The 21,343-nt window shown below is 62.0% G+C and carries 16 protein-coding genes and 1 tRNA gene; 8 read left to right on the forward strand and 9 right to left on the reverse strand.

Features of this window, described 5'->3' with window-relative positions:
* The first annotated feature begins 5 nt into the window (after window positions 1-5).
* The 3 genes from E5678_RS00735 to serS are packed head-to-tail and all read left to right on the forward strand — an operon-like array spanning window position 6 to window position 2,794.
* Entirely contained in the window at window positions 6-452 is a 447-nt protein-coding gene (locus E5678_RS00735) for an FKBP-type peptidyl-prolyl cis-trans isomerase (RefSeq protein WP_136176761.1), read from the forward strand.
* The gene (ispH, locus tag E5678_RS00740; protein ID WP_136176762.1) at window positions 452-1,438 is read left to right on the forward strand and encodes a 4-hydroxy-3-methylbut-2-enyl diphosphate reductase; all 987 of its coding nucleotides are present in this window, start codon (window positions 452-454) and stop codon (window positions 1,436-1,438) included. The genes E5678_RS00735 and ispH overlap by 1 nt, the downstream gene beginning before the upstream one ends.
* A gap of 42 nt (window positions 1,439-1,480) precedes the next feature.
* Window positions 1,481-2,794, forward strand: coding sequence for a serine--tRNA ligase (serS, locus tag E5678_RS00745; RefSeq protein WP_136176763.1), 1,314 nt, complete (start codon window positions 1,481-1,483; stop codon window positions 2,792-2,794).
* A gap of 150 nt (window positions 2,795-2,944) precedes the next feature.
* Here the strand turns inward: serS and E5678_RS00750 are convergent.
* A tRNA-Ser gene (locus tag E5678_RS00750) sits at window positions 2,945-3,032 on the reverse strand.
* A 138-nt stretch (window positions 3,033-3,170) separates the two neighbouring features.
* Here E5678_RS00750 and E5678_RS00755 point away from each other — a divergent pair.
* Window positions 3,171-4,583, forward strand: coding sequence for a HAMP domain-containing sensor histidine kinase (locus tag E5678_RS00755; RefSeq protein WP_168708459.1), 1,413 nt, complete (start codon window positions 3,171-3,173; stop codon window positions 4,581-4,583).
* Between the two features lie 92 nt (window positions 4,584-4,675).
* Here E5678_RS00755 and E5678_RS00760 read toward each other — a convergent pair whose 3' ends face one another.
* From E5678_RS00760 to ppc, 7 genes are all read right to left on the reverse strand, one after another.
* Window positions 4,676-5,269, reverse strand: coding sequence for a response regulator transcription factor (locus E5678_RS00760; protein WP_136176765.1), 594 nt, complete (start codon window positions 5,267-5,269; stop codon window positions 4,676-4,678).
* Window positions 5,270-5,458: 189 nt separating this feature from the next.
* Window positions 5,459-6,763 (reverse strand): tryptophan--tRNA ligase, encoded by a 1,305-nt coding sequence (locus E5678_RS00765; RefSeq protein WP_136176766.1) that lies wholly within the window; start codon window positions 6,761-6,763, stop codon window positions 5,459-5,461.
* A 17-nt stretch (window positions 6,764-6,780) separates the two neighbouring features.
* Window positions 6,781-7,449: a site-2 protease family protein gene (locus tag E5678_RS00770; protein ID WP_136176767.1), complete on the reverse strand. Its 669-nt coding sequence runs from the start codon at window positions 7,447-7,449 to the stop codon at window positions 6,781-6,783.
* A gap of 79 nt (window positions 7,450-7,528) precedes the next feature.
* Window positions 7,529-8,164: an L-threonylcarbamoyladenylate synthase gene (locus E5678_RS00775; protein ID WP_136176768.1), complete on the reverse strand. Its 636-nt coding sequence runs from the start codon at window positions 8,162-8,164 to the stop codon at window positions 7,529-7,531.
* Window positions 8,165-8,217: 53 nt separating this feature from the next.
* Window positions 8,218-9,087, reverse strand: coding sequence for a DMT family transporter (locus tag E5678_RS00780; RefSeq protein ID WP_247596865.1), 870 nt, complete (start codon window positions 9,085-9,087; stop codon window positions 8,218-8,220).
* 38 nt (window positions 9,088-9,125) lie between these two features.
* Window positions 9,126-9,983, reverse strand: coding sequence for a 3',5'-nucleoside bisphosphate phosphatase (locus E5678_RS00785; protein ID WP_136176770.1), 858 nt, complete (start codon window positions 9,981-9,983; stop codon window positions 9,126-9,128).
* A 117-nt stretch (window positions 9,984-10,100) separates the two neighbouring features.
* Entirely contained in the window at window positions 10,101-12,935 is a 2,835-nt protein-coding gene (gene ppc / locus E5678_RS00790) for a phosphoenolpyruvate carboxylase (RefSeq protein WP_136176771.1), read from the reverse strand.
* Between the two features lie 141 nt (window positions 12,936-13,076).
* On the opposite strand from ppc, the gene hemC reads away from it, so the two are divergent.
* The 4 genes from hemC to E5678_RS00810 are packed head-to-tail and all read left to right on the forward strand — an operon-like array spanning window position 13,077 to window position 17,474.
* Window positions 13,077-14,057 (forward strand): hydroxymethylbilane synthase, encoded by a 981-nt coding sequence (gene hemC, locus E5678_RS00795; RefSeq protein ID WP_247596866.1) that lies wholly within the window; start codon window positions 13,077-13,079, stop codon window positions 14,055-14,057.
* A gap of 8 nt (window positions 14,058-14,065) precedes the next feature.
* Window positions 14,066-14,944 carry a uroporphyrinogen-III synthase gene (locus tag E5678_RS00800; protein WP_247596867.1) on the forward strand — a complete coding sequence of 293 codons (879 nt, stop codon included), beginning with the start codon at window positions 14,066-14,068 and terminating at the stop codon, window positions 14,942-14,944.
* A complete protein-coding gene (locus E5678_RS00805; RefSeq protein ID WP_136176772.1) occupies window positions 14,941-16,161 on the forward strand; it encodes a uroporphyrinogen-III C-methyltransferase in 1,221 nt (406 codons plus the stop codon). The genes E5678_RS00800 and E5678_RS00805 overlap by 4 nt, the downstream gene beginning before the upstream one ends.
* Before the next feature lie 26 nt (window positions 16,162-16,187).
* On the forward strand, window positions 16,188-17,474 hold the full coding sequence (locus E5678_RS00810; protein ID WP_136176773.1) for a heme biosynthesis HemY N-terminal domain-containing protein: 1,287 nt from the start codon (window positions 16,188-16,190) through the stop codon (window positions 17,472-17,474).
* 452 nt (window positions 17,475-17,926) lie between these two features.
* On the opposite strand, the gene E5678_RS00815 is transcribed toward E5678_RS00810, so the two are convergent.
* Window positions 17,927-21,046, reverse strand: a complete 3,120-nt coding sequence (locus tag E5678_RS00815; protein WP_136176774.1) for an Rne/Rng family ribonuclease — start codon at window positions 21,044-21,046, stop codon at window positions 17,927-17,929.
* Window positions 21,047-21,343: the final 297 nt, after the last annotated feature.

Genomic DNA, 21,343 nt, shown 5'->3' on the forward strand with positions numbered 1-21,343 from the left:
GTCCTATGCCCCAAGTCCAAGAAGGTTCTTTCCTCACGCTGCACTACCGGATGTCCGGGCTGCAAGGCCAGGTGATCATCAACACCTTTGACGGCCCACCCGCCACGCTCAGCCTGGGTGCTGGCGAGTTGTCCCCCGCGATCGAGCAGCGCCTCATAGGCCTGGAAGAGGGCACCCGCACAGTGATCGAGCTCGAACCCGGGGAAGGTTTTGGCGACCGGCAGCCCGAGATGGTGCAATGGGTGGCGCGCAAACTGTTGAACGAGCTGGGAGACCCCCATGAGCAATACCAGGAAGGTGACGTGGTGCAATTCCCCACGCCCGATGGGCTGGGAAGCTACGCGGGTGCTGCAATCGAAGTGCGTGAAGACGGAGCCGTCCTGTTCGACTTCAACCACCCGCTGGCGGGCCAGCCGGTGATCTTTGAAGTGCAATTGATCGGGGTGCTCTGATGGCCAATGTTCAAGACCTGTCCCAGGAAGTGCTGCTGGCCGAGCCGCGCGGGTTTTGTGCCGGCGTTGACCGGGCCATCGAGATCGTCGAACGTGCGCTGGCCAAATATGGCCGGCCAATCTATGTGCGGCATGAAATCGTGCACAACACCTATGTGGTGAACGATCTCAAGGAAAAAGGCGCGATCTTCATTGAGGATCTGTCCGACGTTCCCCCCGGCGCCACGCTGGTGTTTTCGGCCCATGGCGTCAGCCGGGCGGTGCAAGACGAGGCCAAGGCCCGGGGGTTTCAGATTTTTGATGCCACCTGTCCCCTCGTGACCAAAGTGCATGTGGAGGTGGCCAAGCTCCACCGTGAAGGCTATGAGTTCCTCATGATCGGCCACAAGGGCCATCCGGAGGTCGAAGGCACCATGGGCCAGCTCGACAGCGGCATCCACCTGGTTGAAGACCTTGCCGATGTGGGGCGTGTGTCACCGGCCCAGGCCGATAAGCTCGCTGTGGTCACCCAGACCACCCTCTCTGTGGACGACACCGCGGCCATTCTGGCGGCGGTCAAGGCGCGCTTCCCCAAAGTACGTGAACCCAAGCAGCAAGACATCTGTTACGCCACGCAAAACCGCCAGGACGCGGTCAAGCTGCTGAGCCCTCAGGTGGATATCGTGATTGTGGTCGGCAGCCCGACCAGCTCCAACAGCAACCGCTTGCGTGAAGTGGCCATCAAGCTGGGCACCCCGAGCCACATGGTGGACAGTGCCGATGAATTGCAGGCCGAGTGGTTTGAGAACCGGCCCCGCGTCGGGTTGACCGCCGGGGCTTCTGCGCCCGAAATTCTGGTGCAACAAGTGATCGACCGGCTCAAAGCCATGGGTGCGATCTCGGTGCGCAAGATGGACGGTCTGGTGGAGACGGTGAAATTTCCGTTGCCCAAAGGTCTGCGCATTGATGGCGCCGACGAAGGCGCGCCCCTTGACCATCTGCACTGATCGTCCGCCGTTTCCTGCCCTCGGCAAACCTACAATCCTCCCATGCTAGATATCACCTCCCTCCGCAAAGACCTCGACGGCGTGATCGCCCGGCTCGAGACCCGAAAGACGCCACAGGCCTTCCTGAGCGTGGATGCCTTCAAGGCGCTCGAAGCCGAACGAAAAACTTTGCAGACCCGTACCGAAGAGCTCCAGAGCCAGCGCAACACCCTGTCCAAACAGATTGGTCAGCTCAAGGGCAAAGGTGAAAACGCCGAGACTTTGATGGTGTCTGTGGGTGAGATCAAGGTTGAGCTCGAGGCATCTGCCGCTCGACTGGAGGTGATCCAGGCTGATCTGCTGTCGTTGCTGATGGCCGTACCCAACCTGCCACACGAGAGTGTGCCTGTGGGCGCCGGGGAAGAGGGCAATGTGGAAGTGCGCCGCTGGGGCACACCTCGCACCTTTGACTTTGAGGTGCGCGACCATGTCGAGGTGGGTGAGAAGATCGGTCTGGACTTCGACACCGGCGCGAAACTGGCCGGCGCACGCTTCACCTTCATGCGGGGCCCGATCGCGCGCCTGCACCGTGCGCTGGCCCAGTTCATGCTGGATGTACAGACCCAGGAGCATGGTTACACCGAGTGCTACACCCCCTATATCGTCAATGCTGAGACCCTGCGTGGAACGGGTCAGTTGCCCAAGTTTGAGGGCGATCTTTTTGCGGTGAAAAAGGGCGGGCAAGACGGTGAAGCCGTGCCCGACACCCAGGCGCTCTACCTCATTCCCACCAGCGAAGTCACCTTGACGAACTCGGTTCGCGACACCGTGCTGGCTGAAAGCGATCTGCCCATCCGTCTCACGGCCCACACGCCTTGTTTTCGGTCAGAGGCGGGCAGCGCCGGGCGCGACACGCGCGGGATGATCCGTCAGCACCAGTTTGACAAGGTCGAAATGGTACAAATCGTGCACCCAGACCAGAGCTACCAGGTACTGGAGGAGATGACCACCCATGCCGAGGCGGTGTTGCAAAAGCTGGGCTTGCCTTACCGGGTGATGAGCCTGTGCACGGGCGACATGGGCTTTGGCGCCACCAAGACCTACGATCTGGAGGTGTGGGTGCCGGCCCAGAGTACCTACCGCGAAATCAGCTCGGTGTCGAACTGTGAGGCCTTTCAGGCTCGCCGCCTGCAGGCCCGCTTCAAGAATGCCCAGGGCAAGAATGAGCTGGTGCATACCCTCAATGGTTCAGGGCTGGCTGTGGGGCGTGCCTTGGTGGCCGTGCTGGAGAACTGCCAGAATGCCGATGGCAGCGTCACAGTGCCCGAAGCCTTGCGCCCCTATATCGGAGGCCTGGAGCGCCTGGGCGCAGCCTGATCGCTGGCCTGCATAAGGTTTCACCAGAGAAAAGCCCTGCAGTGCAGGGCTTTTTGCTTTTTTGCTGCGCGGGGTCTGGCGGTCTTGCATCGGCCGCACAAACAAAAACGCCCACTGGTCAGTGGGCGCCGTTGTCAGAACGATGGGTTCTGGAGGAGAGGGAGGGATTCGAACCCTCGGTACCTTGCGGTACGCCTGATTTCGAGTCAGGTACATTCGACCACTCTGCCACCTCTCCGTGTCGAAGCCTCATATTCTAGCAGGAGCTGAGTGCGGTTTTTTTGTGGGTTCGACAAAAAAGACAGTGCGACAATGAAAGACTTGTTGCCCATCACCGCCTATGCTTGTTGATACCCAACCCGCTACCCATCAACACTTGAGTGCCTCGCCTGAGGTGCGGGATGAGTGGGTGACTTCCCAATTGATCGGCGTCTTGATGGGGCAGGCCATGCCCTCGTTGATCGCGTCGATATTGGCATTGCCGGTTGTCGGCTACTTGATGGTCGGAGAGGTGCAGCCGGCGGCGGTGGGGGGGTGGGCCATCGCAATGCTGGTGATCTTGTTGTACCGCTATCACAAGATTGGCCTGTACCGAACGCGTTACGACAGTGTCGAAGGCCCCATGCGCACCGAATTCATGCGCCACTACGCATGGGCATGGGGTTTTGCTGGGTTTTTATGGGGCTCGACGGTCGCCATGACCTATCTGCAGACCGATTTGTTGACGCAGTTTGTGGTCGGCATTGTGGTGGTCGGCAATGGTTTCATATGCCTTGCATCGTTCAGTTCATTTTTGCCAGTTTTCCGGATCTACACCCGCGGCATGATGATTTCGGTGTTGTTAGGCCTTTGTGTGCCCATGTTGTTTCAACCACTGACCACCGAGATCGTGAAGGTGACCCTATCGCTGGCGCTGCTGGCCTTGATTTTCTGGTGGCTCCTGACCACGGCAGGCAAGCGACTGAACCAGGTCCATCGTGCCAGCCTGGAGCTGCAGTTTTCAAACCAGGAGCTGATCGACTCGCTGACCCAGCAGACCCGTGCTTCGATCCGGGCGGTGGCGACCAAGAACCGTTTTCTGGCGTCGGCCGCACACGATCTGCGCCAGCCCGTGCATGCCCTGAGTCTGTACGCCGACTGGCTCGCAACCGAGCCCGAGATGGCGCGCGATATCGCGCCGCGCATATTGCAGTCCACCCGCGCCATCAATGAGCTCTTTGATTCCCTGTTTGACCTGACGCGCATCGATGCGGGCAACTACAAGGTGCGTCTGCAAAACGTAGACGTTGCACAGCTGTTCAAAGACCTGGTGACGCAGTTTGAACCGGTTGCATCTGGCAAGTCATTGCGCCTCAGAACCTACGCCAAGCCGCGCACGGTGTGGGCCGATCCTGTGGTGCTTCGACGCATTCTGGGCAACCTCTTGTCCAATGCCCTGCGGCACACCAGCCAGGGCGGTGTGCTGATGTCCTTGCGCGAGCGCGAGGGGATGCTGGTGTTCGAAGTGTGGGACACGGGTGTGGGCATCGCCCATGAGCACCAGATGTCGATTTTCCAAGAATTTTTCCGGGTGGCCCAGCACCAGGGCACGGAAGACAGCCTGGGCCTTGGGCTGACCATTGTGTCCAAGCTGACGACACTCATGGGCTATCAGCTGGCCCTGTCATCCGAAGAGGGCAAGGGCAGCGTATTCCGGGTGTTGCTGCCAGCATTTACCCAGACATCGGTCGAAGCTTCCCCGCTGATGCCAGAGGTGGTGTTGAACTCAGAGTTCACGCCTTTGCTTTGATCTGAACCGGTTGAGAGGGTTCGGGCCCCGCCTAGGCGCCTGGCGGGGGCAAGCTGGCGCTTTGGGCCAGCCCCCCCCTTCCGGTCTATAACTCAGAGGTCAAGCAGGCCAGCCGTGCGGGCCAGGTGGCTCGCTTGCGAGCGGCTCTTGACGTTGAGGCGGCGGAACAGGCGCCACAGGTGCACCTTGACCGTATGCTCGCTGATTTGCAGTTGTTCGGCGATGTCTCGGTTGGACAGGCCCCGATCCAGCATGACCAGCAGTTGTTTCTGGCGCTTGGAGAGTTTTTCGGGAATGATGGGTGCGTTTTCGTCTTCCACCTCATCGGCCAGAAACTCACGCAGTACCTTGCCGATCTGTGCCGCACCAGCCGATTTTTCGACATAGGCATCGGCGCCCGCTTCGCGGGCCAAGTCTTCGTAGTCAGAAGCGGGTGACGCTGACAACACGATCAGCGATGTGTCGGGCAGCATCTGGCGAATTTCGCGCACACCAGAGACGCCGTGGGTGTCGGGCAACTTCAGGTCAAGGCAAACCAGCTCGGGCTCGCCATGTTCGGCAATGGCCTTGCTGACCGTGGCCAACCTTTCGAGCTCGATCACTTGGGTCGAGGAACGGAGGCGGCGCAACAGCATGACGACTGCTTCGCGCATCAGCGGGTGGTCGTCAATAACAAAAATACTCATGGCAAGGGCGGTGTGATGTGAAATTCAATGTGACAGCATATCGGGAATGCTTGCATTTGGCGATCAAAAAAGAGGCCAGATGCATGCCTTGATTCTATTTACCCTGTGCCGAATTCGGTCAAACAAGGCTTTGGTACGCTTCAAAAGCACCTGCAAGGGGTCTTTAGACCCTGTCTCCGGTTACCGGGTTCATTTTTCCTGGCCTTGATTCTCTGTCAGGGTCTTGAGTGCGGGGATCAGTTGCTCGTCGGGGGCCTGGAATGCCAGCTGGACCGTCAAAGATGGCAGGGCTTGTGCCCCCATTCGCTGGAGCAGGCCAATGGCCTGACCCGCTTCTTTGGGTGAGGTGTAGCCCAGACTTTGCAGCAGCAGCTGCCCTTTGGCGTCCACCAGCTTGAAGTGAAACTGCCCGTCTTTCTCCCGGTACTGTTTGAAAGCCGCACCCGCCGAAGGCTTGCTGCCTTTGTTGGAGGCAGCCGTCGTCTGGGTGTCCAGTGAGCGCAGGCCCACGGCGTGGCGCACTCGGGCGGTGAACGGCGTGGCGACGGAGCGAGCTTTCTCGGCGCCAGTTTTGAGTGTGCGCTCAATCTGGGCCGGATCACGCATCAATTCTTCATAGACCGATCGCATGGGTGAAATTTCCGCGTCCAGGCGTTCAAAAAGCTGCTCCTTTGCCTGACCCCAGGCGATGCCGGCTTCGTACTGCTGGGCAAAGGCCTGCGTTTCGTCCGCCGAGGCAAATGCCTGGTAAAGCTGAAACACAGCGGATCCGTCGGTGGTCTTGGGCTCACCGGGGGCTTTGGAGTCGGTCACGATGCCCATGATCAGCTTGCGAAGCTGTTCGCTGGGCACGAACAGAGGGATGGTGTTGTCGTAGCTCTTGCTCATCTTGCGACCGTCCAGGCCTGGTAGCAGGGCCACGTTGTCTTCGATGGCCGCTTCTGGCAGGGTGAAATGCTCGCCGTAGAGGTGGTTGTAGCTGGCCGCGATGTCCCGGGCCATCTCGATGTGTTGAACCTGGTCTCGCCCCACGGGCACGCTGTGGGCGTTGAACATGAGGATGTCGGCGGCCATCAACACGGGGTACATGAACAGCCCTGCGGTCACCCCACTGTCGGGCTCGTCGCCGCTGGCCTGGTTTTTGTCAACCGACGCTTTGTAGGCATGGGCCCGATTGAGCAGGCCTTTGCCCGTCACGCAGGTCAGGATCCACATCAGCTCGGAAATTTCGGGAATGTCCGACTGGCGGTAAAAAGTGACTTTTTCGGGGTCCAGTCCGCAGGCCAGCCAGGTGGCGGCGATTTCCAGCGTGGAGCGCTGAACCCTTGCAGGGTCACCGGTTTTGATCAAGGCATGGTAGTCGGCCAGAAAGTAAAAACTCTCGACTTCGGCGAGGCGGCTGGCCCGCACGGTGGGCCGCACGGCGCCCACGTAGTTGCCCAGATGGGGTGTGCCCGAGGTGGTGATGCCGGTGAGGACGCGTTGTGTGCTCATGAAACAGGTCGGAAAAATTAGAAGAGCAGGGCGCGCAGAGGCGTCAGGACCCATTCGATGGTCTGATTGGTCAAGACCATGAGAGGGCGGAGCCAGAGGTTGCCCACCACGCCTGAAATCACCAGAGCCATCACGATGAAAAAGCCCCAGGGTTCGATACGCGAAACGGTGTGCGCCAGATGGTTGGGCAGAAGGCCCACCAGAATTCTGCCGCCGTCGAGCGGGGGCAGTGGGAAAAGGTTGAAGGCAAACATCACGAGATTGACCAGCACGCCGCCTCGGCACATTTCGATGAAGAAACGCTCTTCAGCACCCGAAGCAACAATGAAGTACAACGCGATGGTCCAGAGCACCGCCTGCACCAGGTTGGCGCCAGGGCCGGCCAGGGCCACCCAGACCATGTCGCGCTTGGGGTTGCGCATCCGCCCGAAATTGACGGGAACCGGTTTGGCGTACCCGAAGAGAAAGGCGCCCGAGGTCGCAAAATACAGCAACAGAGGCATGGCGATGGTGCCCACCGGGTCGATGTGCTTGAGCGGATTGAGGGTGATGCGCCCCAGCATGTGGGCCGTGTTGTCGCCGAAGTGGCGCGCCGCATAACCATGCGCTGCTTCGTGCACCGTGATGGCGAAGAGCACGGGCAGAGCGTAGATGGCTACGGTCTGGATGATTTGGGCAATATCCATGGGGCGTCAGTCGGTCAAACCGTGTATTGTCCCAGAAGCGGCTGGGTCGCTCCGGGCGGGCGCCGGAGGTGGGCTCTGCTCAAAGGCCGAGCGGCTCCAGCGGGCCTTGACCGGCGCGCACCAGCTCCGGTTCACCACCGGCGCCCATGGGCGTGAGGTCAACCACCGTGGTCGGCATCAGCGAGCAAGCCCCTGCATCGATCACGGCAGCAATGTCGTGCTGGTATTGCTCGCGGATCGCCTGCGGGTCGTTCATGGGTTCGGTTTCGCCCGCCGGGATCAAGGTGGTGGCAAGCAAAGGGGCGTCCAGGAGTTCGAGCAGCGCCAGCAAGGTCGGGTGGTTGGGAACGCGAAGCCCGATGGTCTTGCGCGATGGGTGGCTGACCCGGCGTGGCACTTCTTTGCTGGCCTCCAGAATGAAGGTGTAGGGACCGGGCGTGGCGAGCTTGAGCAGCCGGTATTGGCGGTTGTCTACCTTGGCGTAGCTGGCCAGCTCGCTCAGGTCCCGGCAGAGCAGGGTGAGGTGGTGCTTGTCGTCGACCTGGCGGATGCGCCGCAGGCGGTCGGCCGCCGCTTTGTCATCGAGCTGGCAGACCAGCGCATAGCTCGAGTCGGTGGGCACCGCGAGCACGCCACCTCGCCCAATCAGCTGGGCGGCCTGTTTCAGCAGCCGCTGTTGTGGGTTGTCGGGGTGAACTTCAAAATACTGGGACATGCCCTCTATTGTGCTCGGTATCCCCGAACCCGTCAGAGCGCAGATGCGGTTGTTCAGGGCTCAGGGGGTTCGACAGGCAGGCGCTTCTCACGGGAGGTGAGCCAGCCGGCTGTGGCGCCGCAAACCACGATCAGGGCGATGCCGCTGAGCTCCATGCTGCCCGGGACGTAGTCAAACACCACCCACCCGCAGAACATGGCAAATCCGATCTGGCAGTAGAGGTACGGGGTGAGCGTGGAGGCGGGCGCTCTGGCAAACGCCAGGATCAGCAGAAAGTGGCCAACCGTTCCCATGAGGCCGATCAGGCACAAGACCGCAAGGTGGCCAGGTTCTGGCAGCGAGTCCCAGGCCCAGGGCAAGATGGCACTGGTCACCAGCGCCCCGACCCAGCCCGTGTAGAAGTGCATGGTGAGGGGGTCTTCGGTCTGGGCCATCTTGCTGGTGAGGATCTGGAACCAGGCGTAGGTAAACACCATGGCCATGGGCAACAAACTCGCCCAGCCTACGATGTCCTGCCCTGGCTGCACGATCAGCAATGCACCGAGAAAACCACCAGCGACCAGCGACCAGCGCCAGTTGGAGACCTTTTCCTTGAGGAACAGAGCGGCCAGCAGCGTCACAACCAGCGGTGCGGTCATCACAAAAGCGGTGAAGGCGCCCACGGGCATGAATTGCACACTCACGAACGACAAGGCGCTGACCGTGAGCAAAAGGCAGCCTCTCAGCAGCTGAAAACGGGGATGCTGGGTGGTGAGCAGACTTTTGCCACGCGTTGGCAGCACAAATGCCGTGACCGCCAGGGCTTGAAAAACATAGCGAAACCACACGGCCACCACGATCGGAACCCAGGCGCCCACGTATTTGACGCCGGTGTCGAGCACTGCAAAACAAGCAACGGCGAGCACCAAAAAGCCGATGCCCATAGCTGCCTGCGGGCTTGTACGCCCAGCAAGGGGCGCCATCAGTGAATGCGTGATTCGAGCAGTGACCATACCGGCGTGACACCGGTGGGCAGCAAGGGCAGCTTGCCCAGATCGGTGTGGCTCTCATCGGGGCTGTGAAAGTCGCTGCCGCGGGAACCAACGAGTTCAAATTCGCGGCAAAAATCGGCGTACTTGGCGTAGTCGGCCGGCCCATGCGCGCCGGTAACCACTTCGACCCCTTGGCCGCCGTGTGACTTGAATTCTGTGAACAAGGCGAATTCTTCGTTGGCGCTGAAGCGGTACCGGCCAGGGTGCGCGATCACGGCCACACCACCCGCCCCTGTGATCCAGCCCACAGCGTCTCGCAAATTCGCCCACCGGTGGGCCACAAAGCCGGGTTTGCCGTCGGCGAGGTACTTTCGAAACACAGCATTGGTGTCCGCACAGAATCCGGCTTCCACGATGTAGCGGGCAAAGTGGGTGCGTGAGATCAGTTCGGGGTTGCCCACGTACTTCATGGCGCCTTCAAAGGCACCATGAACGCCCACGCGCTCCAGCTCGGCACTCATTTGGCGTGCCCGTTCTTCGCGTCCGCCGCGCGTTGTGTACAGGCCTTTCACCAGCGCATCGTTGGTGTGGTCAAAACCCAGGCCGACGATGTGCACGGTTTCGCCGGCAAAGGTGACCGACACCTCTGTCCCCGTGAGGTATGGCAGCTCCAGTGCTTTCGCCGCTGCCAAGGCGCGCGCCTGGCCTCCCACTTCGTCGTGGTCGGTCAATGCCCAGAGTTCAACACCGTGGTTTTTGGCCCGCTGAGCCAGCAATTCGGGTGTGAGCGTACCGTCGGAGACGTTGGAGTGGCAGTGGAGATCTGCGTTGGAGGTGGAGGCTAGCATCGCTCCATTCTAGGAGCTTGGCGCCGCCGCCGCCGGGTGGTCAGAAAGCCACCGCACCAGGCGGTGGCTTTGACCGTGCAGGTCGATTTGCCCCTGCATGGACCAGGCACCGAGGCCCTATCCCGTGTTGCGCAGGCCTGCTGCGATGCCGTTGATGGAGATGTGAATGCCTCGGCGCACTTTTTCGTCGGTGTGGGCCTGGTGTTCATCGGCCCGGTAGCGGCGGATCAGTTCGACCTGCAGGTGGTGCAGCGGATCGATGTACGGGAAGCGGTGGCGAATCGAACGCTGCAGCGCCTCGTTGTTCACCAGGCGCTGTTTGGCGCCCGTGATCAGCGTGAGCGCTTCGGCGGTGCGGTGCCATTCGGATTCGATGGCTTCGAACACCTTGTTGCGCAGGCGTTTGTCGTCCACCAGATCGGCATAGCGCGATGCGAGTGCCAAATCGCTTTTGGCGATCACCATGTCCATGTTGGACAGCAAGGCGTTGAAGAACGGCCATTCGGCCAGCATTCTTTGCAGCAGGGCTTTTTGTTTCGCCACGCCTTTGGGGCCATGGAGTTGCAGAAATTTTTGCACCGCTGAACCAAAACCGTACCAGCCAGGCAAAGTCAAGCGGCATTGGCCCCAGCTGAAGCCCCAGGGAATCGCGCGCAAGTCTTCGATCTTCTGGCTGGCCTTGCGCGAAGCCGGGCGTGAGCCGATGTTGAGTTCGGCGATCTCGCGGATCGGTGTGGCAGAAAAGAAATAGTTGGTGAAACCAGGCGTTTCGTAGACCAGGGCCCTGTAAGCGGCCATGCTGGCCAGCGACAGCTCGTTGGCCGCAGCCAGGAAGTCCTCGGGTGCGTCTTGCGTGGTTTGCAGCAGCGTGGCTTCCAGCGTTGCCGCGACCAGGGTTTCCAGATTGCGACGCCCGATCTCGGGGTTGGCGTATTTGGAACCGATCACTTCGCCTTGCTCGGTCAGGCGTATCTGGCCGCGCACGGTGCCCGGTGGCTGGGCCAGGATGGCTTGGTAGGCTGGGCCGCCACCTCGGCCCACGGTCCCGCCCCGGCCGTGGAACATGCGCAGCTGGATCGGTTTTTTGGCTTTGCCGTTGAGGGCGTCAAACAGCGCCACCAAGGCTGTCTCGGCGCGGTACAGCTCCCAGTTGCTGGTGAAAATACCGCCATCTTTGTTGCTGTCGGAATAGCCGAGCATGATGTCTTGCTCGCAATAGCCGTCCCTGGCGCCGCGCTGCACCATGGCCTTGACACCAGGCAAGGCGTAGTAATCGCGCATGATGGGCGCCGCGTTGCGCAAGTCTTCGATGGTTTCGAACAGGGGCACAACGATCAGGTCGCACACCGCACCCTCGTTGAGCAAACCGTGCATCATGCCGCTCTCTTTTTGCAGGAGCATGACCTCCAGCAGATCGCTCACGGTCTCGGTGTGGCTGATGATGGCGTGCCGGATGGCATTGGCCCCAAAACGCTCGCGCCCGGCTCGGGCTGTGTCGAAGATGGCGAGCTCACTCAGGGTGTGATCCGAGTACTGTGCGCCGGGCAGGCGCAAGGGACGGGTGTCGTTGAGTTGGCGCAACAGCACCGCGCGTTTGGCTTCTTCGTCGAGGGCGCTGTAGTCGGCTTCGATGCGTGTGAAAGCCAGAAGCTCAGCCACCACTTCTTCGTGCTTGTCCGAGCTCTGGCGCAGGTCGACCGTGGCGAGGTGAAAACCGAAGACCTCGACCGCCCGCATCAGCGGGCGCAGGCGGGCCCGAGCGAGTGCCGAGCCGTGGTTGGCCACCAGAGAGGCCTCGATGGTCTGGAGGTCGGCGAGGAACTCACTGGCCTTTGCATAAGGCGCCTGAGGCGCCACGGCATGCCGCGCCGCTTCGCCACCGGTGAGGGTCTTCAGGGTGCCGGCCAGACGGGCGTACATACCTGTGAGCGCGCGGCGGTAGGGCTCGTCCTGGCGGTGGGCGTTGGTGTCGGGCGAGCTCTCGGCCAGTGCCTGCATCGCAGGGCTGACCTTGGCCAGCATGGCCGAGACCGAAAGTTCGGCGCCCAGCAAATGAACCTGGGTGAGGTGATGCCGCAGCGCCATCTCTGCCTGGCTGTCCAAGGCCAGTTCCAATGTGGGGGCGGTGACGTTGGGATTGCCGTCGCGGTCGCCGCCAATCCACTGGCCCATGCGAAGAAATGGCTCCACACGCTCTCCGAGCCCCTCTTCCAGATCCCGGTACAAACGGGGGATCTGGGTCAGGAAGGTGGACTGGTAGTAGCTCAGGGCATTTTCGATTTCGTCAGCCACGGTGAGTTTGGTGAAGCGCAGCAGACGGGTTTGCCAGAGCTGGGTCACGCGGGCGCGCAATTGCAGCTCGAACTCGGCGTGGTCGCGCGGCAGCACTTGTTCGCGCTCGCCAAGCAAGTGGGCAATGGCGCGCTCGGCGTCCAGAATGCTCTTTCGCTGGACTTCGGTGGGGTGGGCGGTGAGCACAGGCGAGACGTGGCTTTTTGCCAGGGTCTGCACGATTTTCTTCCGGGAAACGCCGCTTTGCTGCAGGCGCTGCAGCGTGAGCGCCAAGCTGCCTTGCTGCATCTGTCCGGCCCGTTCGTGAATGGCGCGGCGGCGGATGTGGTGGCGGTCTTCGGCCAGGTTGGCCAAGTGGCTGAAATAGGTGAACGCCCGGATCACACTCACGGTTTGATCGCTGCTAAGTTTCTTCAGCAATTTTTTCAGATCCCGATCGGCTTGGCGGTCGTCGTGCCGGCGAAACGCCACGGACAGCTGCCGGATCTGTTCGATGAGGTCGAACGCCGGCTTGCCTTCCTGCTCGCGAATCACGTCGCCCAGAATGCGTCCCAGCAACCGGATGTCTTCGACCAGAGGCAAGTCCTTGTCAGGCAAGGCGGCGGTACGAGCACGCGCGGCGCGCGCACTGGGTGCAGTGGTGGGGGCGGTAGGGCTCATGGAAGGGATGGTCTCCGAGGGAGTTGCTTCATTTTTGGGCAGCGGACATGCTAGCATCCCAGAGCATGGGTCAGTTACCAAACAGGTACCAAGACCGAGCCGTTCCGTCATGGGGCGTTGATATTTTTTTGATTTTTGCCTGTGTCTATTTCAAGCCCAACCGCCTCAAGCGTCTTTGTGTCGCTGTCCATCACCATCGCGACCCGCGAGAGCCGGCTTGCCCTGTGGCAAGCCGAGCACGTCAAAGCCCTGCTTGAAGGCCTGGGTCACCGGGTGAGTTTGTTGGGCATGACCACCAAAGGCGATCAGATTCTGGATCGAAGCCTCTCCAAGGTGGGTGGAAAGGGGCTCTTTGTGAAGGAGCTCGAAGTGGCTCTCGAAGAAGGGCGTGCCGATATCGCGGTCCATTCGCTCAAGGATGTCCCCATGGACCTGCCTGAGGGGTTTGCGCTCGCTTGTGTGATGGAGCGAGAAGACCCACGTGATGCCTGGGTGTCGCCAGGTTGTGCGACGCTGGCCGATTTGCCTTCCGGTGCTGTGGTGGGTACATCCAGCTTGCGGCGTCTGGTCTTGCTGCGCGCTGCGCTGGATCAACTGGGTCGGTCCGACGTGCGCATCGAACCTCTGCGCGGCAATCTGGATACCCGCTTGCGCAAGCTGGACGAAGGCGGCTACCACGCGATCGTGCTGGCAGCGGCCGGGCTCAAGCGGTTGGGACTGGAGAACCGCATCCGCGCAGTCTTTGAACCCGACCAGTCGTTGCCCGCAGCAGGTCAGGGGGCGCTCGGGATCGAGGTGCGAGCTGACCGCACCGATTTGATGGGGGCGCTGGCGCCTCTGATCCACTGGCCTAGCTGGTTCAGGGTGGCGGCCGAGCGCACGGTGTCTCGCGCCATGGGTGGGAGCTGTTCCATGCCGCTGGCGGCCTATTCGGACTGGGATGCGGTCAGCCCTGAGCAGCTGCGTCTGGACGCGGCCTGGGGAGACCCTGAAGGCCATGCACCGCTGGTGCGCGTGGGCGCTCAGGGTGAGGTGACTTCTCTCGAGCAAGCCGAGGCCCTGGGCATGCGGGTCACGCAAGCTTTGCAGGCTGCTGGTGCCCCCAGTCCCGCGCAGGGCTGAGAAGGGCGATGAGCGTCGTTTCGGAGATGACCCTTCCTCGTTTGCAGCGGCTGATGGTCACGCGGCCTGACGCTGATGCGTTGCTCTGGACCCGTTCGCTGATGGACCGGGGTTGGCCTGCGCTGGCCTTGCCTCTGATCGCCATTGGGCCACCCCGCTCGCCGGAAGTTCAGCGTGCCCTCAGCCGTGCGCGAGCCCAATGGCTGACTTGGAATGCGCTGATGTTTGTCAGCGGCGCCGCCGTGAAGCATTTTTTCTCCACTGAGGTGTCCGCGCCCGCCCCGGGGCAACTGGTGGAAACCCGTTTCTGGGCGCCTGGCCCCGGCACGGCTCGTTCGTTGGCTCAGGCGCTGGCATCGCACGGCGTTGAGCCGGCGCGCATGGATTCCCCGTCGGCCGATGCGCCACAATTTGACTCCGAGGCCTTGTGGCCCGTGGTTCGAGGCCAGCTTCGACCTGGCAGCCGGGTGTTGGTCGTGCGAGGCTCCTCTGATCCGCTTGAAGGAACCGCGCCCCGGCTTCAGGACACACCGGCACAGGCGGGACAAGGCCGGGACTGGCTGATGGGGCAGTGTGAGGCCGCAGGCGCCACGGTGGATGCCTGTGTGGCGTACGAACGCTGTTCCCCGACATGGTCTCCCGCCGAGCTCGCGCTGGCCGCTGCCGCTGCTGAACCCGGCAGTCTCTGGCTGTTCAGCAGTTCCGAAGCTTTGCAGCACCTGCAACAGGCACTCCCGAATGCCGACTGGTCCTCGTCCAGCGCGCTGGTCACCCATCCCCGTATTGCACAAGCCGCCCGCTCAGCGGGCTTTCTGGATGTTCAAGAATCCCGCCCATCTTTGGATGATGTGGTGCGGGCTCTAAAATCCCACTGGAGCTCCCCATGAACAATTCCACCCCAGACACCTCTTCTTCCGCGCCTGCCGTACCCGATTCGACCCCCGTCGCTTCGCCGTCTCCAGCGCCGGTCTTGCATCCGCCAGCCACAAACCCACCTGCACCTAGATCGGGTGGCGTGTGGCTGGGCATATTGGCCTTGTTGCTGGCTGTAGGCGCCCTGGTCGCCGCAGGAATGTTGTGGCAGCGGTTGGGGTTTACTCAAGAAGAACTGGCCCGCCGAAGCCAGGAAAGCACCACGCAGGTCGGGGAAGCGCGTGCGCTGGCCGGTCAGGCTGAAGCGCTGACGCACGAGCTGAAAGCCAGGCTGTCGGTGGCGGAGGTCAAACTCTCTGAAGTGAGTTTGCAACGCAGTCAGCTCGAAGAGTTGATGCTCAGCCTCTCGCGCTCGCGCGACGACAATCTGGTGCAAGACATCGAGTCGGCCCTGCGTCTGGCCTTGCAGCAAACCCAGTTGACTGGCAGTGCCCAGCCTTTGCTGTCTGCTTTGCAGGCGGCGGATCAACGCATAGGCCGAGCAGCACAGCCACGCCTCAATCCCGTGCAACGGGCCATCGCCCGGGACATCGAGCGCATCCAGAGTGCGTCGTTGACCGATGTGCCTTCCTTGGTTCGCCGCCTTGATGAGCTTTCGCGCCAGGCCGATGTTTGGCCCATGCTGAATCAGCCAGCCTCGTTGGCGGTGACCAAAGCCAGCCAAGTTGCTGCCACGACTTCCGATGTGGTGGCCGCCTCCGACGCTGCCACCGAAGTTTCAGCCAATGAAAGTTCACCACAGCCAGAGCAAAAGTCGACTGCCGTTGCCTCGGCTCCAGGTTGGGCGCGCATCACGCAGACTTGGCGCAGTTTCTGGCGCCGGGTGTGGGTCGCTGTGACGCACAACGGCCGTGAGCTGGTGCGTGTGAGTCGCATCGATAAACCTGAGGCTGCGTTGCTGGCGCCCGAACAGGCTTTCTTCTTGCGCGAAAACATCAAGCTGCGTTTGCTCAATGCCCGCCTGGGATTGCTGGCGCGCCAGACCGAGGCGGCCCAGGCCGACCTTGCTTCCACGTCCAAGACCCTCGAGCACTATTTTGAGGTGGACAATTCGTCTGTGACCGCTGCTTTGGTCACGCTGGCTGAATTGAGCACCGAATTGTCGGCTTCGGAGCTGCCCGGCCCTGACGAGAGTCTGGCTGCGTTGGCGACGGCCGCTGGAGGTCGATGATGGTCGGGCACAAACAAGGTGGCGCCATGCGCAGCGTGTTCTGGTTGCTTGGTCTGGCAGGCATCGCTGTCGCATTGGCCTTGCTGGTGGGGCGCAACCAGGCTTTGGTGAGCCTTTTCTGGGCGCCTTACCGGTTCGATGTCTCGTTCAATCTGGTGCTCTTCGGGTTGATCACGGGGTTCGTGCTTGTCTATCTCGCGTTGCGGGCCATTGCCCTGCTGAGGGATCTGCCCGGTCAGGCCCAACGGTGGCGAGCGCAGCAAATCGAGCGTGCCGCCGTGGCGGGTGTGCTGGATGCGCTTTCGCAGCAATTGTCCGGCCGGTTCGTCAGGGCTCAGGCCGCAGGCCTGAGTGCACTGGAGCAGCTCAAGGTGTCGCCCGGGACGCCGTTGCCCAAACGAGAGCAGATGCAAATGCTGGCGCATTTGCTGGTGGCCGAGAGCGCGCAGTCCCTGCAAAACCATACCTTGCGCGACGAACACCTTCAAGCTGCGATGACGCCGTCTCTGGTGGCCTCTTCGCCCGATGCCCATGAAGGCGCTTTGTTGCGGGCAGCTCGCTGGGCCGTGGAGGACCGGGATACCGAGGTGGCGCGTGCCCGCCTGGCCGAGCTGCCGCAAGGTGCGGCTCGCCGGATACAGGCGTTGCGGTTGAAGCTTCGTGTGGCACGGATGGAGGGCAGCACCGCCGAGGCGCTGGAGACGTCCCGTCTGCTGGCCAAACACCGGGCGTTCTCGCCCGAAGTCGCAGTGAGTATTGTGAGAGGACTGGCGTTGGACGCCTTGCGGGAGGCACACGATGTGTCTCAATTGCGTCGCGTATGGGAAAAACTGGATGCCAGTGAACGCGCCATGCCTGAAATCGGTCTGGCCGCTGCCCAGCGAGCCCACCAATTGTCCAAGGCTCCCGGTGTTCAAGGCGAAATCGACCACAAAAACACAGGCGATCTGGTCCTTCGGTGGCTGGATCCTGTTTGGGCACAATTCGCCCAGCTGGATGCTTCGCTGCAAAAGCAGTTGGTGTTGATGCTGGAGCCAGGATTGTCGACCTTGGATGCAGATTGGCTGGCGCGCCTGGAGCAAGCACAGCGGCAGTGGCCGAACAATGCCAACCTCCAGTATCTGGCAGGGCAGGCCTGCATGCAGCGACAGCTGTGGGGCAAGGCCGCCCAGTTGCTCGGGCAGGCCAGCCATGGCCTCAAAGACGCGGGCTTGTTGCGCCGAACCTGGCGGTCCATGGCCGCTTTGGCGGAAGAGCGGGGCGACGCAATCGCAGCGCAACAGGCCTGGAAAAAGGCCGCGCTGCTGGACTGAGATCGCCAGGCCAGGCTTTCCTGAGCAAGGCGCTCGGTGGTGCGCCTTACATTGGGGTTCAGCCCCGTCAGGATTTCCGTTCGAGCTGCGCCTGTTGGCGTCTTTCAAGTGGCTTGGATGGCGTGGTGAATGCTCCAATGAGCCGCGTTCATACGATGGGGTCGTTCGAATGTTTCTGCGCACAGTGCCGACGTCCTGGCTGCGCGCTGGCCTTGCGGCCACCACGTCGTGCCCGAAGTTCCCCTCAAGCTGAATGCGGATACTTGGCGATGCAACAACGAAGGGATGTGAAGCCGCCCATGACGGGGTGAGGATCTGACCGCATCAGCCCTGTGGTTTGTTCGGTGGACGCCCGGTGAGACTCTCTCGAAGGAGCACTGAGCCCATGAAAAAGCCCGGCATCGCCGGGCTTTTTCATGGGTGACCAGTGAGCCTCAGCGGCTCACCTGTGGTCAGCCAGCTGACGAGGACTCAAAAGGCAAGGTCACGTCGTTCAAGTCCTTGCGCGTCTCGACCAGCACCAGAGGGCCTTCTGCAACCAGCACCGCGGCCTGTACCTCACGGGGCACGTGCTTCGGCTTGGGTTCAGCAGCAATCGCTGCCTGAACCTGTGCCACCCGCTCGGGGTTGGAGTTCACCCATTGCAGGCCACTGGCTGCCGCTACATCGTTCATGGCATCCAGGGGCAAGTCGTAGGCTTCAACCTTGGGCAGTCCACTGGGCGCAGCAACAGCAACAGCAACAGCAGGAGCAGGAGCAGGAGCAGGAGCAGGAGCAGGAGCAGGAGCAGGAGCAGGAGCAGGAGCAGGAGCAGGAGCAGGAGCAGGAGCAACGACGGGCGCCGGAGCTTCCACCGGTGCCACGGCAGCCGTACGCTGTCGCTGTTCACGCACGGGAGCCGGAGCCGGGACGGCTTCAGCCACTGCAGCAGGAGCAGGGGCCTCCACCGGAGCTGCTACAGCGGCAGGGGCGGCTTCGGCAGGCGTCGCTTCCACGGGCATCGAGAAATAGCTGCTGCGAGCAGGCGCTTCTTCCTGTGCCGGGGATTCTGCGGTAGCAGAGGACTCACCTGCTTGAACAGTCTCGGCCGTGTTGCCTTCACCGTCTTGCGATTCACGGGGTGCGCGGTCGCGGCGGTCGCGGCCATAGCGGTCACGGCTGCGGCGCTCGCGCGGAGCACGTGGTTCGCCAGTCTCTTCTGTCGGTGCGCCAGTGGCCTGCTGATCGCTCAACGCGGCGTCATCGGCTGCGCCAGACGCAGGAACATCGACCCCGGTCGTCAAGGCCTGGGCAGCGGCGGGCGCTGCATCGTCCCCGGTTGGGTTGCGGCGGCGGCTGTCGTTGCGTCCACGGCGCTCGCGACGTTGCTGATCACCAGACTCGATCGAAGGGGATTCCTCCGTTGCAGCTGGCTGTGCTTGTGCACCGTCAATGCCCGGCTGGTTGTCGCGGCGCCCATCGCGTCGGCCACCCTGACGGCCTTCGCCTCGACCGCCTTCTCCACGGCGCTCGCCACCGCGGCCTTCGCGGGGTTCACGGGGTTCACGACCTTCACGGGTGTCTCGGCCTTCAGCGCGCGCTTCGCCCTGGCGACCTTCAACCCGCTCTTCGTTGCGGCCTTCTGTGCGCCCGCCTCGACCACCTTCGCTGTTGCGGGTATTGCGGTTGCCGTCGCGGGCATTGCGGCCCTCACCGGTGCCATTGCGGCCACCGCGACCGCCGCGTCCTTCGCGGCGTTGCTGGTCGCTCCGACCTTCACGGGATTCCGTCTTGGCAGAAGCCGCTGAGGTCGAAGGCGCCACGGGTGCAGGCGCAGCCGTTTCGGGCATGCCGAACAAGCCCTTGAGCCAGCCGAAGAAGCCCTTTTCAGCCACGGCCAGAGCCGCACTCAAGGGAGCCGACTGCACGGGCGCGCTGATCACCGGTGCTGCAGCATGTGCTTCCGGCTTGGGTGCTGCGACAGGTGCCGGACCATCGGGCAACACGCCCTTGATAACGGGCTCTTGCTTGTTGGTGCGCTCCTGGCTGCGGCGTGTGAAGCTGGCGACGTCGTCCACTTCGGCGACCATCTTGTAGCTCACATCGAGGTTGTCGAGACGTGCGTCGTCGTGCTTGAGGCGTTCGAGTTTGTAGTTGGGTGTGTCCAGCGATTTGTTGGGCACCAGCAGCACGTTGATGCGCTGCTTGAGCTCGATCTTGGTGATTTCGGTGCGTTTTTCGTTGAGCAGGAAACTGGCCACCTCGACTGGAACCTGCACCAGCACGGCAGACGTGCTGTCCTTGAGCGACTCTTCCTGGATCACGCGCAGGATCTGCAGTGCCGAAGACTCGGTATCGCGGATGTGGCCGGAGCCGCCGCAACGGGGGCAAGGAATCGAGGCGCCTTCGCTCAACGTGGGCTTGAGGCGTTGGCGGCTCATTTCCAGCAAGCCAAACTTGCTGATGGAGCCAAACTGCACACGGGCGCGGTCTTGGCGCAGTGCGTCACGCAGGCGGTTTTCCACTTCGCGGCGGTTCTTCGACTCGTCCATGTCGATGAAGTCGATAACGATCAGGCCGCCCAGATCGCGCAGTCGCGCCTGGCGGGCCACTTCGTCGGCGGCTTCCAGATTGGTGCGGGTCGCGGTTTCTTCAATGTCGCCGCCCTTGATGGCGCGTGCCGAGTTCACGTCGACAGCCACCAGCGCTTCGGTCTGGTCGATCACGATGGCGCCACCGCTGGGCAGAATAACCGTGCGGCTGTAGGCGGTTTCGATCTGGTGTTCGATCTGGAAACGGCTGAACAGCGGTGCGTCGTCGCGGTAGCGCTTGACCCGTTGCTCGTGCTCGGGCATGACGTGCGCCATGAACTGGTGCGCCTGCTCAAAGATGTCGTCGGTATCGATCAGAATTTCGCCGATGTCACCATTGAAGTAATCGCGGATGGCGCGAATCACCAGGCTCGATTCCTGATAGATCAGGAAGGCGCCCTTGCCACCTTTGGATGCACCGTCAATGGCGGTCCAGAGTTTGAGCAGGTAGTTCAGATCCCACTGCAGTTCGGCGGCATCGCGGCCGATACCAGCGGTACGGGCAATGATGCTCATGCCGTTGGGGTATTCGAGCTGGTCCAGGGCCTGCTTGAGTTCCTGGCGGTCTTCGCCTTCGATGCGCCGGCTCACACCGCCGCCGCGTGGGTTGTTGGGCATCAGCACCACATAGCGGCCGGCCAGGCTGACAAAGGTGGTCAGGGCAGCGCCCTTGTTGCCGCGCTCCTCTTTTTCGACCTGCACCAGCAGGGACTGGCCCTCTTTGATCACGTCGTTGATGCGGGCCTGATTGACGGAGACGCCGGCTGCAAAATACTGGCGCGAGATTTCCTTGAAAGGCAGGAAGCCGTGGCGGTCTTCACCGTAGTCGACGAAACAGGCTTCAAGCGAAGGCTCTACGCGCGTCACGACGGCCTGGTAGATATTGCCTTTGCGCTGTTCGCGCCCTTCAATTTCAATTTCATAGTCGAGCAGTTTTTGCCCGTCCACGATCGCCAGGCGGCGTTCTTCGGCCTGCGTGGCGTTGATCAACATCCGTTTCATGATGTAGTTTCCTTGGTTCTGACACTGACAAGGCATCGGGCAAAGGCCCAGACGCCGACACGCCATGAATCAGCGGAAAAGCGCGAACAAGGGGAGGAATTGCCGGAGAGCCATTGACCCGGGATGCCAGCTGGGCTGGACATTCGCATATCGTCAGAGCGGCGGGCCTCGTGGGCGGGCCAGCTCCGAACGCCGAGTCAAGGCGTAGGCGCGTGGAGTTGGGTGAGCAGCAAGGGCGCGACAGATGTCATTGAAAGGGATCTGGCCACTGGTTTCACTGGGTTCACTTCGTCCTCA

Origin of the sequence: Hydrogenophaga sp. PAMC20947 (assembly GCF_004795855.1) — a bacterium.
GTDB lineage: Bacteria > Pseudomonadota > Gammaproteobacteria > Burkholderiales > Burkholderiaceae_C > Hydrogenophaga.